The sequence below is a fragment of the Aeromonas sp. HMWF015 genome (assembly GCF_963878965.1).
GTDB lineage: Bacteria > Pseudomonadota > Gammaproteobacteria > Enterobacterales > Aeromonadaceae > Aeromonas > Aeromonas veronii.
This window is the reverse complement of the sequence record NZ_CAWNZT010000208.1, coordinates 1-15,609: the sequence shown is the minus strand read 5'-3', so window position 1 is coordinate 15,609 and position 15,609 is coordinate 1. Positions and strand designations below refer to the sequence as shown.

At 58.3% G+C, this 15,609-nt stretch carries 14 protein-coding genes; 7 read left to right on the top strand and 7 right to left on the bottom strand.

All coding sequences use genetic code 11. The features are described from left to right. A partial coding sequence (locus AACS18_RS11285; RefSeq protein ID WP_146184757.1) for a SecY-interacting protein Syd occupies positions 1 to 153 on the bottom strand: 153 nt, incomplete at its 3' end. A gap of 204 nt (positions 154 to 357) precedes the next feature. Between AACS18_RS11285 and queF the strand changes: the two genes are divergently transcribed. The 7 genes from queF (at position 358) to AACS18_RS11250 (ending at position 9,585) form a co-directional block, all read left to right on the top strand. Then, on the top strand, positions 358 to 1,206 hold the full coding sequence (gene queF / locus AACS18_RS11280; protein ID WP_108612327.1) for an NADPH-dependent 7-cyano-7-deazaguanine reductase QueF: 849 nt from the start codon (positions 358 to 360) through the stop codon (positions 1,204 to 1,206). A 210-nt stretch (positions 1,207 to 1,416) separates the two neighbouring features. Beyond that, positions 1,417 to 3,699, top strand: a complete 2,283-nt coding sequence (locus AACS18_RS11275) for a tetratricopeptide repeat protein (RefSeq protein WP_108612326.1) — start codon at positions 1,417 to 1,419, stop codon at positions 3,697 to 3,699. A gap of 83 nt (positions 3,700 to 3,782) precedes the next feature. Next, positions 3,783 to 5,399 (top strand): GGDEF domain-containing protein, encoded by a 1,617-nt coding sequence (locus AACS18_RS11270; protein ID WP_108612325.1) that lies wholly within the window; start codon positions 3,783 to 3,785, stop codon positions 5,397 to 5,399. Between the two features lie 148 nt (positions 5,400 to 5,547). After that, positions 5,548 to 6,903, top strand: coding sequence for a nucleotide 5'-monophosphate nucleosidase PpnN (gene ppnN / locus AACS18_RS11265; RefSeq protein ID WP_005338611.1), 1,356 nt, complete (start codon positions 5,548 to 5,550; stop codon positions 6,901 to 6,903). A gap of 138 nt (positions 6,904 to 7,041) precedes the next feature. Continuing rightward, positions 7,042 to 7,842, top strand: coding sequence for a flap endonuclease Xni (gene xni / locus AACS18_RS11260; RefSeq protein ID WP_108612324.1), 801 nt, complete (start codon positions 7,042 to 7,044; stop codon positions 7,840 to 7,842). 159 nt (positions 7,843 to 8,001) lie between these two features. After that, positions 8,002 to 9,009 carry an isocitrate dehydrogenase gene (locus AACS18_RS11255; RefSeq protein ID WP_005349723.1) on the top strand — a complete coding sequence of 336 codons (1,008 nt, stop codon included), beginning with the start codon at positions 8,002 to 8,004 and terminating at the stop codon, positions 9,007 to 9,009. 117 nt (positions 9,010 to 9,126) lie between these two features. Next, the gene (locus AACS18_RS11250) at positions 9,127 to 9,585 is read left to right on the top strand and encodes a hypothetical protein (RefSeq protein WP_088869973.1); all 459 of its coding nucleotides are present in this window, start codon (positions 9,127 to 9,129) and stop codon (positions 9,583 to 9,585) included. 82 nt (positions 9,586 to 9,667) lie between these two features. Here AACS18_RS11250 and rlmM read toward each other — a convergent pair whose 3' ends face one another. The 6 genes from rlmM to AACS18_RS11220 all read right to left on the bottom strand — a co-directional run. After that, entirely contained in the window at positions 9,668 to 10,762 is a 1,095-nt protein-coding gene (rlmM, locus tag AACS18_RS11245) for a 23S rRNA (cytidine(2498)-2'-O)-methyltransferase RlmM (RefSeq protein ID WP_108612323.1), read from the bottom strand. Next, complete coding sequence (locus AACS18_RS11240; RefSeq protein WP_108612322.1) at positions 10,755 to 11,141, bottom strand: DUF423 domain-containing protein; 387 nt, start codon at positions 11,139 to 11,141, stop codon at positions 10,755 to 10,757. The genes rlmM and AACS18_RS11240 overlap by 8 nt, the downstream gene beginning before the upstream one ends. 51 nt (positions 11,142 to 11,192) lie before the next feature. Further along, positions 11,193 to 11,822, bottom strand: a complete 630-nt coding sequence (locus AACS18_RS11235; RefSeq protein WP_108612321.1) for an alpha/beta family hydrolase — start codon at positions 11,820 to 11,822, stop codon at positions 11,193 to 11,195. Next, on the bottom strand, positions 11,815 to 12,735 hold the full coding sequence (locus AACS18_RS11230; protein ID WP_005338622.1) for a transcriptional regulator GcvA: 921 nt from the start codon (positions 12,733 to 12,735) through the stop codon (positions 11,815 to 11,817). Before AACS18_RS11230 ends, AACS18_RS11235 begins: the two co-directional genes overlap by 8 nt. A gap of 284 nt (positions 12,736 to 13,019) precedes the next feature. After that, the gene (locus AACS18_RS11225) at positions 13,020 to 15,161 is read right to left on the bottom strand and encodes a methyl-accepting chemotaxis protein (RefSeq protein WP_108612320.1); all 2,142 of its coding nucleotides are present in this window, start codon (positions 15,159 to 15,161) and stop codon (positions 13,020 to 13,022) included. A gap of 66 nt (positions 15,162 to 15,227) precedes the next feature. Next, a partial coding sequence (locus tag AACS18_RS11220) for a DinB/UmuC family translesion DNA polymerase (protein ID WP_445206797.1) occupies positions 15,228 to 15,609 on the bottom strand: 382 nt, incomplete at its 5' end.

Sequence of the window (15,609 nt, the reverse complement as noted above, 5' to 3'; positions counted from 1 at the left end):
CCAGGCCACCCGACCATCGGCGGGCTCACCAAGCTGGCAGGGGGAACGCCAGTCCGCCTCCCACTCGCACAGGGGCAGGCCTCGTCTGGCCTCGCCATCCCGTTGCCAGCGGGCAAAAAAGTGCTCCAGGGCAGACAAAACTTGATCCGACATCGAAAATCCCCACAATTGCTGGCAAAGTCCGCTATTGCACCACCAAACCCGGTAACAGACAAGGTTGCCAGCCGACCTTGCGACCCGGGAAACAGAACCCGGGATACAGAGAGGCCGACGCCCAAGCCAAACGGCTGCAACCATCCGGCCCTGCAATGGCCCGTTTTCTTCCACTCATCATGAGCACATTACGTGAGCAACCCTGTGAGCAAACAAGATAGATACGCCGGGGCCAGCGCCCTGACCGGCCTGAGTCTGGGACAGCAATCCGACTACATCAGCCAGTACACCCCCTCCCTGTTGCAACCGGTTCCCCGCAGCCTGAACCGGGATGATCTGAAACTCGGTGACGACCTCCCCTTTACCGGTTGCGATGTCTGGACCCTCTATGAGCTCTCCTGGCTCAACGCCAAGGGCAAGCCGATGGTGGCGGTGGGTGAAGTGGCCATTCCGGCCACCAGTGCGAACCTGATCGAATCCAAATCCTTCAAGCTCTACCTCAACTCCTTCAACCAGACCCGTTGCGACTCTATCGAGGTAGTCGTCGCCATGCTGACCAAGGATCTGAGTGCCTGTGCGGGCGAGACCGTCAAAGTAACCCTGTTCCCCCTCGACAAGGCGCCGCACCAGATTGCCCAGCTGCCCGGCGAGTGCATCGACGAGCAGGATATCGAGGTAGACAATTACGAGTTTGATGCGTCCCTGCTGCAAGGTGCAGCCGGTAGCGAGCTGGTCGAGGAGACCCTGCACAGCCACCTGCTCAAATCCAACTGTCTGGTGACCAGCCAACCCGACTGGGGCTCTGTGGTGATCCGCTACAAGGGGCCGAAACTCGATCGGGAGAAGCTGCTGCGCTATCTCATCTCGTTCCGCCAGCACAACGAGTTCCACGAGCAGTGCATCGAGCGGATCTTTATCGACCTCAAGCACTATTGCCAGCCTGAGCAGTTGACCGTCTATGCCCGCTATACCCGTCGCGGCGGCCTCGACATCAACCCGTTCCGCTCCAATTTCGAAACCGTGCCCGCCAACCTGCGTCTGATCCGCCAATAAAGTCGAGTTGCGACAGAGAGGGCAGTCGCACTGCCCTCCATGACGGGCAAAAAGGTTTCAATCGATGCTTTGCGCAGCAGGGATAAGGATGCTGGATAATAAAATCCAGACGAAGCCCACTTGCCGGCCACCAGCAAACCACAGTAAACGCTGGACTCGCAGGGGGGGGCTTGGATAACATGCCAACACCTCTGCGCCGTCCTTAATCCAATGAATCAACTGTTTTTTCTGGCCATGATGATGTCCTCCCTGTCAGCTCCGAATCTGGATCTGGACAAGGAGCAACTCTCAATCGATCTGCAACAAGCGCAATCGATGGTACTGACCGATCCTGCCAGATGCGTCCAGATCACCACCGCCTTCCTGACGCGCGCAGCCAATAATCCCCAGCAAATCATCAGCAATCGCCAGGAGTTCGGTTATCGCGAACCCATCCTGAGTTACAGCACGGCGGCCCAGACCATAGGCGCCCACCTGCTCAAAGGGGAGTGTCTGCTGCAACTGGGCCAATATCAGGCCACCCAGCAAGCGCTCGATAAGGCGATGGCGCTGGCAGACAAAGAGCGGCAATCGGAACTCAAGGCCCACGGCCTCTATCTCAAGATCCGCAGTCAGGCCCTCAAACCGGATAACCAAAGCACCAGCCGCGCCCTGATGGCTCAACTGGACGAACAGCTGGCCGTCCCCACACTCAAGCAGAGCCAGCTGCAGGTCTATGGCCGCCTGCAACGCACCAGCTACGACATCGAGAACCAGCACTTCGATGATGCCAAGGCCCATCTGGCTGACGCGCGGATCTGGGCCGCCAAGACCCCCAACCCTCTCGCCAGTGCCTGGGTCAGCGCCATCAGCGGCGACCTCTATCGTGCACTGCAGCAGCCACAGCTGGCGCTGGGGGAATATATCGATGCCCAGCAACAGGCCAAAAGCCTCAATGACCCGCTCTTTCTCGGCCTGCTGTCGAACCAGATAGTCAAACTCTACCAGCAGGAGCAGGAGCCCCAAAAAGCGCTGCAGTATGCCAATGAGGCGGCCAACTACTTCCACTCCATCGGCAACCCCTCCCTGCTGTGCGACTCCCTGATGGTGCTGGCGCGACTCAACCGCGAGCAGGGCGACCTCAATATGGCGCTGGTCTACTTCTTCAATGCGCTGGATCTGCTCGATGAGGGGAGCAACCGACCGCAAGCCTCCCTGCTCAAATACGAAATCGGCAAGACCTACCTGCAAAGCGGCAACCTCTCGCTGGCCAGCAACTACCTCAATGCGGCCCGCCAGTCTCACGAACTGAGCGATGCCAAAGAGCCGCTGATCGATACCCTGCTGCTGCTCGGCGAGCTCTATCTGAAGAAACAGGAGGCCGCCATCGCCATCCTGCAGTTGGAGAACGCCCGCGCGCTGGCCAATCAGCTCGGCGATACTCGCCGTCAGTACGAGGTATTCCGCCTGTTGTCGCTTGCCTACGAGCAGAAGGGGTATCTGCGTCAGGCTCTCGACAGCTACAAGCGCTTCCACCGTCTTGGCGAGGAGGTGCGCCAGCAGGAGCAGGCTATGGAGCAGGCGGCGATCCGTGACAACTATGTCCAGGTCGAGCGGGTGCAACATATCAAGGAGCTGGAGCAGCGACTTAACAACAGCCAGCATCAGCAGGAGCGCTATCTCTGGTCGAGTATCACCACCAGCCTGCTGCTGGCGCTCTTTATCTACCTCTTCTTCACCCTCTGGCTAAAGCTGCGTACTGCCCGCCTGCAACTGAAACGGACCAATGAGGCCCTGCTGATCGAGCCACGCTCGGGGCTGGCCAACTGGCAGCGGCTGATGAACCGCTGGCCGCGGGAGATGGCAAAGCGCCAGCTGAAATCGGATCGCTGGTACCTCAGCGAACAACCCTCCAGCGAGTTCGATGACAAGTTGCATTATCTGCTGTTCCGGGTGCCTTTCCTGGTCAACACGCTGGAGCGCCACGGCTATCAGGCCAGCAGCGAAATCGAGCAGGCCTTTGGTGCCTATATGGACACCCTGACCCCGCAAGATGGCCGTATCTATGACTTGCGTGAAGGACACATGCTCTATGTGGTGCCACAACGCCACGTCACCAACCTGCATCAACTGGCGGGAGACCTGCTGACCGCCATCGCCGCCTTCCCTTGCAACTATCCGCTGGATCGCCAGATCAGCCTCGGGATTGTCAGTCACCCCTTCCTGCCGAAGGCGGCGACCGCGCTCGATCACAATGGCCTGTTTGACCTCTGCTATCTCGCCCTGTCGGGAGCCATTCAGCTCAGTGAAAAATGCCAGCAAAACGCCTGGTTGGAGCTGGCGGCGATCGATTGCCAACAAGCGGCATTTTTTAATGGAGATGTGTGGCAATGCGGCCTGATGGCAATTGACAAGGGACTGGTAAAAGTCAATTCTTCTCATGAAAAGCAATGGGTTAATTGGCCCAGCCTTGCAAGGAAGCCGGCAGCCGATAACCACCAGGAAATAATGTAGATAACAGGCGAGGATCGAAACCAGGTTCGACCACTGTTGCTATCCAACACCAAAAACAATAATGACAACAGGGCGACCTGATAATGAATGACATCGCTGCCGTAGCAGGACAATTGGCAAGACTCAGGGAATCCCTTCAGCAGAAACAGCTGGAACTCGACGGCGTTCTCTCGTTCTCCGATGCAGAGCGTGCCCGCGGCATCCAGTTTATCAACAAGTTGATGCTCTCCTGCCGTGGCTTCGACCGCGAGCTGGACAATCGCTTCGCCAAACTCAAGCAGAAACTGGATAACAATCCGGCCTTTACCTCGCTGGATGAGGATCTGCAGGCCATTGAAAAACTGCTGCAGCAACACAGCAATGCACTGGAAGAGTCGATCACCCTGACCCAGACCGCCATCGATCTTGGCTCCAGACAGCTGAAAACCATCAAGGGCTTCCCGGAAGAGACCCGCAAATCCCTCAAGGAATTTCTGGCCAGTCCGGTCGGTTACGGCATTGCCGATCAGCAAAAGAAGGTGATCAAACTGCTGGAGTTCTACCAGCAGGCGATCAAGATCCAGCTGCTGCCCAGCCAGCCCCTGCTGGCACCGGCAAACGCAGCTCAGCCAGAAAACGGCCCCACCAGCCACGATGGCCAGCCCGATGTCGACCCGTTTGATCTCAAGGATCACGCCCGCATCGCCGACGAGCTGCAGCGGCTTATCACTGAACTCGACTTTGCCGGTGCCATCGGCGAGAGTCTGGGCGACATTCGCCGCCAGTTGCTGATCGGGATCAACCCGGCCTTGCTGGCGGAAACCTGCCTGCAGGTGATTGAGCTCATCATCGAAGGCACCCGTGAGGAGCGCAAAGCCTCCCGCGCCTTCCTCAGCTCCCTTAACGAGAGCCTGTCCGCGGTGCATGTCGGGTTTACCGAATCCCTCGATGAGGGGCGCGCGCTGCAAAACGAAACCAGAGAGACCCGCGAGGCACTGGTCAGCGAGCTGCAGGCCATCGATCAATCCCTAGCCAGCCATAACTCCCTCGATGCGCTCAAGCGAACCATCTCAGGCCACATGGGCGCCATCAACCTGCTGCTGCAAGAGCGCGAGAACACGGCGGCGCGAGAGCGTCACCTGCTCACCCGCCTCTCCACCATGGAGTCCAAGCTGCGGTTGATGAAGGAGGAGACTGCCGAGTACAAGAAGCGGCTGACCATTCAGAAGCACAAACTGTTCCTCGACAGCCTGACCCAGGTACACAACCGGGCCGCCCTCGATGAACGGCTGGAGCAGGAGTACAAACGTTGGCTGCGCTACCGCACTCCGCTCTGCATGGCGATCATCGACATCGATCACTTCAAGAACATCAATGACAACTACGGCCATATGGCGGGTGACAAGGCGTTGAAAGTGGTCGCCAAGGCGCTGCAGAGTGCGCTGCGTGACACTGATTTCATCGCCCGTTTTGGTGGAGAAGAGTTCGTGGTGTTGCTGCCCAACATCAACCCGGACAAGTTCCAGAAGCCGCTGGAGACCCTGCGCCAGACCATCAAGAGCATCCCGTTCCGTTTTCGCGATGCCAAGGTGGAGATCACCATCTCCATCGGCGCAACCCTGTTCAAGGATGGGGACAACCCATCAGATGTGTTTGAACGGGCGGACAAGGCGCTCTACCACTCCAAGCACACCGGTCGGGATCAAGTGACACTGGCCTGACAAGCGGCTAAAAAAACAGCGAACAGTCGTCGCCCTATTTCCCTCCACCCTCTGTTACCACTACTATCGATCTCAGGGGATGCAACATGGCGTCCCCTTTTCTCCCCAGGGAAAAACACAACGATAACAAGTGAGTAAAGGGGAACCTATGATTACGCACATCAATCCCGTCGGCAGCATGGATTTGCTGTCACAGCTTGAGGTGGATCGCCTCAAGCAGACTGCCTCCAGCGATATCTATCAACTGTTTCGCAACTGCTCGCTGGCAGTGCTCAATTCCGGTAGCCATACCGACAGCTCCAAGGAGATACTGGAGCGCTTCAAATCGTTCGATATTCATGTGATCCGGCGCGAGCGCGGGGTCAAGCTGGAACTGTTCAATGCCCCCGAGCACGCCTTTGTCGATGGCGAGATCATTCGCGGCATTCAGGAGCACCTCTTCTCGGTGCTGCGCGACATTCTCTATGTCTCCAATCAGCTCGAGTCCAACCGCCAGGTCAATCTGACCAACTCCACTCACATCTCCAACGTGGTGTTCGCCATCCTGCGCAACGCCAAGGTGATCCTGCCCGGCGCCGATCCCAACCTGATCGTCTGCTGGGGTGGCCACTCCATCAACGAGATCGAGTACCAGTACACCCGCGCCGTGGGCAGCGAACTGGGCTTGCGTGAGCTGAACATCTGTACCGGCTGTGGCCCAGGCGCCATGGAGGGTCCGATGAAGGGGGCCGCCGTCGGCCATGCCAAACAGCGGGTACGCAACGGCCGCTACATAGGCCTCACGGAACCTTCCATCATTGCGGCCGAACCGCCCAACCCCATCGTCAACGAGCTGGTGATCCTGCCGGATATCGAGAAGCGGCTGGAAGCCTTCGTGCGCCTCGGCCATGGCATCATCATCTTCCCGGGCGGGGTCGGCACCGCCGAAGAGCTGCTCTATCTGCTCGGCATCATGATGCATCCGGCCAACGAGCGGCAGCCGATGCCCATCATCCTGACCGGCCCGAAAGAGAGTGCCGACTACTTCCGTGCCATCGACGACTTCATCAAGGCGACCCTCGGTGAACCGGCGACCAAGCTTTACCGGATCATTGTCGGTGATGCGCCGGAAGTGGCCCGGGTGATGAAAGAGGCGATGCCGAAAATCCGCGAATACCGCAAATCGGTCGGCGATGCCTACTCTTTCAACTGGTCCCTCAAGATTGAGCCGGAGTTCCAGCTCCCCTTCGAACCGGATCACGCCAGCATGGCCAGTCTGGATCTGCACCGCAACCAGCCGCCCCAGTTGCTGGCCGCCAACCTGCGTCGTGCCTTCTCCGGCATCGTCGCCGGCAACGTCAAGGAAGGGGGCATTCGCGCCATCGAGAAGAAAGGCCCCTTCAAGCTGCACGGTGACAAGGAGCTGATGCACCTGATGGACAAGCTGCTGGAGAGCTTCGTCAAGCAGCAGCGGATGAAGCTGCCGGGCAGCCAGTATGTGCCATGCTACGAAATCGTGCGTTGACGCACAGACAGCCAAAAATCGACTGAGGGGCGCATCGGCGCCCCTCTTTATTGGCGCTATGCCTTCCCGACTGCCATCAATCCCCCATAAGGCGAGCGGTTTGTTACAATGGAGCGTCCCGACCGCCAAGAGTGCCCCATGTCAACTATCCGGCCACACCTGCTCATCATCGATGCCCTCAACCTCATTCGCCGTCTGCACGCGGTACAGGCCCAGCAGGCACTGACCCCTGCCCAGGCGCTGGTTGCAACCCGCGCCAACCTTATCAATACCTGCCGCAAGCTGCTGGCCAATAGCGAACCGACCCATGTCATTGCCGTGTTTGATGGCGAGGTGCATAGCTGGCGCAAAGAGGTCTATCCGGCCTACAAGGAGGGGCGAACTCCCATGCCCCCCGAACTGCGTGAAGGGCTGGCGACCCTGCAGGATGCCTTTTGGGAGTGCGGGGTCGATGCCCTGCTCTCCGAGACAGATGAAGCGGATGACCTTATCGCCACCCTCGCCAGCGGCATCGCCAGCCATGGCCATCAGGCGACCATCATCTCCACCGACAAGGGGTTCTGCCAACTGATCTGCCCGCAGATCCGGGTGCGCGACTACTTCAACAAGCGCTGGCTGGATGCCGCCTTCGTCCAGCAGCAATATGGGGTAGCCCCTGCTCAGCTGGTCGACTTCTGGGCCCTGACCGGTATCAGCGGTTCCAATATCAAGGGGGTTCCGGGGATTGGCCCCAAGACCGCCACCCAGCTGTTGCAGCAATATGGCAATCTGGCAGCCATGCTCGAAGCCTGTCTGCAAGAGGACGCCGCCAAGCCCCTGATCAAGCTGCGCCAACATCAGGATGAGGCCCTGCTGGCCCAGCGGCTGGTGCGCTTGCAGCAGGATATTCCGCTGGGATTCAACCTGCGGGACATCCGCTACCCGCCCCAACCAGACTAAAGTGCCGAACAAAAATGCAGGCAAGGGCGTGAACCATGACGAGACTCACCCTCGCTGTTGATAAAAGTGAGTAGAATGTAAAGGAATGTGGTTGGCTTGCTGAGTAAATGCTATAAAGCAGCCCCATCCTCCCCTATACCCTGGAAGTGGAACCCTCTCATGTCCAAAAGAAAAATTACCGTGATCCCCGGCGACGGCATCGGCCCCAGCATCATTGAATCAGCCATCCAGATCCTGACCCATGCGGGCTGTGACTTTGAGTACGAATACGCTGATGCGGGTCTGGTTGCCCTCGAGAAGCATGGCGAGCTGCTGCCCCAGGCTACCCTGGATCTGATTGAGAAGAACAAGGTGAGCCTGAAAGGGCCATTGACCACACCGGTCGGCGGCGGTTTTACCTCCATCAACGTCTCCCTGCGCAAGAAGTTCAACCTCTACGCCAACGTGCGTCCGGTCATCTCCTTCAAGGGCACCAGAAGCCGTTACGACAACATCGACATCATCACAGTGCGTGAAAACACCGAAGGGATGTACTCGGGTGCAGGTCAGAAGCGCAGCGATGACAACAAGAGTGCCGAGGCGATGAGCATCATCACCCGCGAAGGGGCCGAACGCATCGTCAAGTTCGCCTTCGAGCTGGCACGTCAGGAAGGGCGCAAGAAGGTCACCATCATCCACAAGGCGAACATCCTCAAGTCGACCTCCGGCCTGTTCCTCGAAGTGGCACGTGAAATCGCCAGCCACTATCCGGATATCCAGAGCGAAGAGATGATCGTCGATGCCGCCTGCATGAACCTGGTGATGTACCCGGAGCGTTTCGATGTCATGGTCACCACCAACCTGTTCGGCGACATTCTATCGGATCTCTGCGCCGGTCTGGTCGGCGGTCTCGGCATGGCTCCGGGTGCCAACATCGGCGATGGCGCAGCCATCTTCGAAGCGGTCCACGGTTCTGCGCCTGACATAGCTGGCAAGAATATCGCCAACCCGACCTCGGTGATACTCGCCTCCATTCAGATGCTGGAGTACCTCGGCATGCAGGATAAGGCTGAGCGGATCCGCGAGGCTGTACGAGCCACCATCGAATCCGGTGATCGGGTCACCCGCGATCTGGGTGGCACGGCTTCCACCAGCGAATTCACCCAAGCCATCATCGATCGCCTGTAAGCTAACCAATTGATTTTAAAAGGGAGCCTAGGCTCCCTTTTTTATATTTCCGAATCCTTTGCCACTCCCCAAACAGCAACTATGTTCAATAGAGAAGAAGAACAGGGAGTGTTTTTCATGAAGGGATACGGGTGCTATCTGGTGTCGGGTCTGATGCTGGTTTGTGGCACTGCCAGTGCCTTCGAACAGGCCCAATCAACCCAAATCGCCAAACTGCCACAGCAGGAAAAACGGACTGCCACCGAGGTATGGCGTTCAAGCCTGGATACCAACGACTTGCTCAAGGCGCCCAAACCCCTGTCGTTTGGTATTGAAGTCTCCACCGACAACTTTGGCAATCAAAAGATCACCTCCTACCCGCAGCTCAATCTGACCCCGGAAAAGAGCATCAGTCTATCGATTGAACGCTTTAGACCCAAGGTCAAATTCAAAGCCGGTGGACTGCATACGGCAATCAGATTGAGAGGGGATGGCATCAAAATGCAATTCAATCCGGTCGACAAAACCATCCCGCTGCAGATAGAGATCAAGGTGACCGACGACGAATCCTCCCTGCGCCTCGATTACCGTTTCTGATATTTTACGGCAGCCGAATAGCAAAAAGCCGACAGGTTTCCCTGTCGGCCTTGGTATTTATCATATGGGCTGAACGGCTACATCACGCCTTGGGCTCGAGTTTGGAGACCCAGTACTTGTTGTAAACATGCACGGTGATCTCTTCCCGATCGTGATAGAGCTGCTTGGCCTGGATCACGAACGCGTTGTCGATCTCCTTGAGCATCTCGCGCAATACCTCGATATTGTGCACCGACTCGGCATAACGCTTCTTCATCGGCAGCTTGAGGTTGAACATCGCCTCCTGGCAGTCCCCCTCACGGAACCAGTCCGCAATCATGTGAACGACCCGCGCCGGTTTATCGACCATGTCGCACACCAGCCAGTAGGTGTTCTTCTTGCTCGGACGCCAGACGAAACCGTCATCCCGGATATGCTTGACCTGACCGGTATCCATCAGGGATTGGGCCATCATGCCGTTGTCGACCGCCGTCACCATCATGCCACGACGCACCAGCTGATAGGTCCAACCGCCCGGGCAGGCGCCCAGATCCACCGCCTTCAGACCGGAGCAGAGACGCATATCCCACTCTTCCCGCGGCACGAACACGTAAAACGCCTCCTCCAGCTTGAGGCTGGAGCGGCTCGGCGCATCGGCCGGGAAGCGCAGACGCGGGATCCCCATGTGGAATCCGGAGTTGTTGAACGAGTAGGAGTAACCCAGCAACACGTGATCATTGGCCATGAAGAAGGCGTGGAACACCGGACGGTTCGGCGTCTCCTTCTTGGTCAGGATCTCGTTGCTGCGCAGCGCCTGACGAAGCGGCACGGTGAACTTGCGGCAGAACGCCGACAGCTCTTTCGCTTCGTTGGTATCCGCAGTCTCGACCCGCAGATCGCCACAAATGGTGTATTCGCGAACCGCCTCGATGATGGGGGTGATCCTGTCTGCGACATCCAGCGCCTTCAGCTCATGGGTCACCACCAGCATCTGACGGATGAAGATGAGCTCCCGGAACGGCAGCTTGCGCGCCAGCAGGTCCGCCTGCTCCTCGTCATACAGTTCGAAGATCACATAACCGCTGTCGTCCTTGACCCGGGCGAAACCGTAGCACTGCATGTGACCGGCACGCTCGGTGATCTCTGCAGCCGCCTCTTTCTCAAAACCGGGGCGGCAATAAAGCAGCAGATTATTCATTTTTTCCTCCAAGACGACAGCCGGCCCAAATCAAAGCCGCCCATCCCAACATAAAACAGAGGCCACCGGCCGGGGTAATCAGCCCCAGCCCCTTGCTGCCAAGCAGCACCATGGCGTAAATACTGCCGGAGAATCCGATGATCCCCAGCACAAAGACGGTGCCAGCCAGGTGGATCACCTTGCTGCGCACACCACACCAGCCCAGAACCAGCAGGGCCAATGCGTGAAAAAACTGATACTGCACGGCGGTATTGAACGCCGCCAGACGCTCGGGCGTAATGCCGGTCGCCGCCAATCCATGGGCGCCATAAGCCCCCAGCATGGTGGCCGTCAACCCGAAGAGACCGGCCAGTATCAGCCAATGTCGATGGATCTGCATCCTCACTCTCCCTCTCTCATCACGGCTGGCCATAAGGCCAACCCTCTCGTGCTATCCGTGCCGGGCGATAAAATGGCAGATGGCTGCCGCCGCATGCTGCATATTCTCCTGCTCACTCACGCCACTGGCTTTACGCGGTTTGAAACCATGATCACCATCGGTCAACCAATGGACCGATACTGCGGGTGAGAAGGGGAAATCGGCCAGTTCGGCGCGACTACCGAAGGTGTCGCGCTCCCCCTGCAACAACAGGGTTGGCACTGCAATATGCTTGAGTACCTCGCCTCGCCAACTGTCGGGCTTGGCCGGAGGGTGGAAAGGATACCCGAGAATGAGCAATCCTGCAGCATTCATCTCACCCTCGCCGTCACTATACAGTTCCGCCGCCATCCGCCCGCCCATCGACTTGCCCGCCAGGAACAGTCTGGGATGAGCAAATGTCCGGATCATTTCACGCCAGTGTTCAAGCAATACAGGCTGCCGATCAGGCGGCCTGCGTATGCCATCCAAAGCCCGTTTGGCCATATAGGGAAAGTTGAAGCGCACCACTTCGATGTCGGGGCCAGCCAGCAGACGTGACAGCTCGGCAAGAAAGGGGTGATCCATCCCGGCGCCCGCACCGTGGGCCAGCAAAATGCGAACGGGGGCATCAACTGCCCCCTCGCGGATCACCTCAGGCATCGGCGAGCCTTGCCCTGCGACGCGCCTCTTCCTGCTCAACCAGCTCCAGCATCCAGTCGCGGAAGGCAACGATCTTGCCCTGATCCGACTGTTGCTCCTGGCACACCAGATAAAAGGCATTTTTGCTCACCAGCACCTGCTCGAACGGGCAGATCAGGCGGCCGGCCTCAATCTCGGGCTGAGCCAGCACGCTGTGACCAAGTGCCACTCCCTGACCGTGGATCGCCGCCTGGATCACCATGGTGGAGTGGCTGAAGATGGGGCCCTGATTGACGTTGGGCGCATCGATGTCGAGCTGGCGGAACCAGGCCTTCCAGTCGCGGCGGGAAGTGTCGTGCAGCAGGGTATGAAGAGTCAAATCTTGCGGCGTACGAAGCGGTTTGGGCCCGGTCAGCAGCAAGGGGGAGCAGACCGGGATCAGGTACTCGGTATGCAGCTTGTCCGAGCGCAGACCCGGCCAGTTGCCGCGCCCGTAATAGATGGCCACATCCACATCGTCGGTCAACGACCCTTCGTCGAGATCGACCGCCTTGATCCGCACATCGATATCGGGGTGACGCTCGCTGAACTTCACCAGCCGCGGCACCAGCCACTGGATGGCGAAACTCGGCTGCAAACTGACGGTCAAGGCCCCCTTGGCACTACGCGCCAGCAACTTGTCGGTCGCCTCAGAGATGGAGGCAAAGATGTCCTTGATATCCAGGAAATAGCCCTGCCCCTCTTCGGTCAGCAACAAGGAGCGGTTTTTGCGGCGGAACAGCTTGATGCCAAGATACTCCTCCAGCGCCTTGATCTGGTGACTGATGGCAGCCTGAGTCACAAACAACTCTTCTGCTGCGCGGGTAAAGCTTAAGTGACGAGCCGCTGCTTCAAACGCCTTGAGGGCATTAAGCGGGGGTAAACGACGAGACATGACACCAGCCGACGATGAGTTTTTCTAATGGGGCGCATTATAATTTGTCGGTTGCGGGTCGACCAGTGAATAAACATAATTCGCCCAGCAATCAGTCGTCATATGGCTCACATTTTCTACTACGTGTTGGTTGACATGTGTTTTTAGTGAGTCTTTCGACTGTGATTGTGGTGTTGTGTTTCTTCCTCTGCGGGAAGAGGGTCTCAAATCTCACCGGTTTGACCCAGTCTGTCATCTGAATGTGTTTGGCGCCTCCTGCTGGATGGCGCCTTTTTTCATCCCTTCTATACCTTGAACTGCCCCACCAGCTGCTGCTGTTTATCCGCCAGCGCAGAGAGCTCGCGACCATTTTCGGCGGAGGTCGCCGCCTCGGCCCGAATGGTGTGGCTCACATCGCGAATGTTGCTGACGTTCCGGTTGATCTCGTCCGCCACCCGGCTCTGCTCCTGCGCCGCTCGGGCAATCTGCTCGTTCATCTGATGGATGGTGGAGACCGACTGGATAATCTGCTCCAGCACCTGCACCGAGAGATCCACCTTGGCAAGCGTCTCGTCAGCCTGACCATGACCATCTCGGATAGCCTTGACCACGGCGCCGGTACCGGATTGCAGTTGGCTGATCAGGGTCTGTATCTCGACGATGGCATTCTGGGTGCGACCGGCCAGATTACGCACCTCATCGGCCACCACGGCAAAGCCACGGCCCTGCTCACCGGCCCGCGCCGCTTCAATAGCCGCATTCAGCGCCAGCAAGTTGGTCTGCTCGGCAATTCCCTGGATCACTGTGAGAATATCGTTGATGTTGTCGCTGTTGGCGGAGAGCCGCTCCACCACCGGCTGGGCATCATTGATGATGGTCATCAGCTTGCGCATCGCCTCCTGGGTGTCGGCAACGACAAATTTGCCCTCTTGCGCCGCGGCATCAGTGGTGTTGGCGGCCGCCACCGCCGAGCCGGCATTACCGGAGACCTGCAACGCCGTGGCGCTCAGCTCTTCAAATGCCGTCGCCACCAGATCGATCTCCTGATACTGGGCCTGCATGCCGCTGCTGGTGCGCTCGGCAACCTGCGCGGCTCGCTCGGCACTGTTACGCGTACCGGAGACGGTATCAATCACCTGACTGATGGTGGATTGCAACTTGTTGAGGAAGCTGTTGAACCACTTGGCCAGCTCGCCGATCTCGTCTTGCCGCTGGATCTCGATACGCTGGGTCAAATCCCCCTCGCCGCTGGCGATATCCTTGAGACGGGCAACTACGGCGCGGATGGGTGCCACAATCTGGCGCGCCATCAACCAGATAAAACTCAGGGCCACCAGCGAGATCAGCACCCCGATTGACAGCTGCGAGACCACGCTGCGATTGGCTTCACTGGCCAGCTCATCTTGCAGTTGCTGGGCCGAGGCCAGCACTACGGCCCGTGGCAATTCAATGTAGATGCCCCATTTACGGTCGGTGCCACGCATGGATACCGGGACAAAGGTCTGCAACAAGGTGCCATCGCTGCTCCAGCGAGACAGCTCCTGACCCTGACTGAGCCAGCCTTTCAGCTCGCTGGCCAGCCCCTGATACTTCTGATCCAGCCCACGCCCCATGGTCACATCGAACTCATCGGCTCCCGCCACGCGCCCCTCGTGACTGACCAGCAATATTCTGCCCTTGCCGTCATAGAGCTCCTTGTCCATGGTGCTGACCAGACTCTGCAAGGTGGCCAGCGAGATATCGACCCCGATCATCCCCAGCAAGGTCTCCTGCTCCAGCAGCGGGACCGTCACCGAGGTCATCAATATCTGTTTATCGCCCACATCGTCCAGATAGGGCTCCAGCAGGCAGAGGGCACGGGTGCGAATACTGCAGCGATACCACTCGTTTTCGATGCCACCAGCCTCGGTCGGGCTCTCATCGGCCAGTACATCCTCATTCTGCACTTCCGGCTCTATCTTGCCGTTGTCATAGGCCCAGTAACTGGAAAAACGCCCCTTGTCGTTGGAGCCCAGCGCCGTTGAGCCCTGATAGTTGCTGTCTTCGCCATCCAGCTGGTCAGGCTCGAACACCGCATAGACACCAAGCAGATTGGTCGATGAGGCAACGGCATCGTGCAGTTGCTGATTGACGGCGCTGCGCAGCGCCTCCGAATGGACAAAGTTCTCGGCCGCATTCTTGCGCTGGAACAACACGCTCTCCGCCAGCAAACTGGCGCGGAAATAGGCTTCATCGAGATAGCTGGTCACCTTGGCCGCCTGCTCCGAGCCCATCGCCTTCATCCAGTTCTCGGCAGACTGCTGCGCCTCGTGCATGGTGGCTTGCCGCACCTGCTGTTGCATCTTGTTCGCGTTGTAAATCGAAGAGGCAACCAGAGCGGCGGCTGTCACCAACAGACAGCAACCGGCGATCAGGGTAATCCGACCCTGGACAGAAAGAGCGCTCATGCCAATATTCCTACGTCATACAGATATGGATAGATTATCGACTTTATAAACAAAAACTTAACTCTCTCACAGCAAATCCAGCGAGAGTTGATTAACTTCACCCTTTTTTGGCAAACCCACCACCAAGCCCAGCAGGCGAACCGAACGCCCTTGCGCCCGCTGTAGCCCCTCTTTGAGCAGGGGAACGAACAAGGCTGGCTGATAGCCACCCTGACTGCGATAGACGGTGGTCTGGTGGAAGTCGGCAAACTTGAGCTTAATCCCCTGGCCCATCACCTGCTCGGCAGGGCACGCCAGCTGAAATCGCCGCTCAAGCTCCGGCAGCAGTTGCTGCAATACCGTCAGGCAGGCGGCTTCGTCACAAACATCGCTCGCCAAGGTAGTCTCCACCCCGATGGTTTTGCGGATCCGGTGCGCCTGCACCGGCTGTTCATCCAGCCCCCAGATC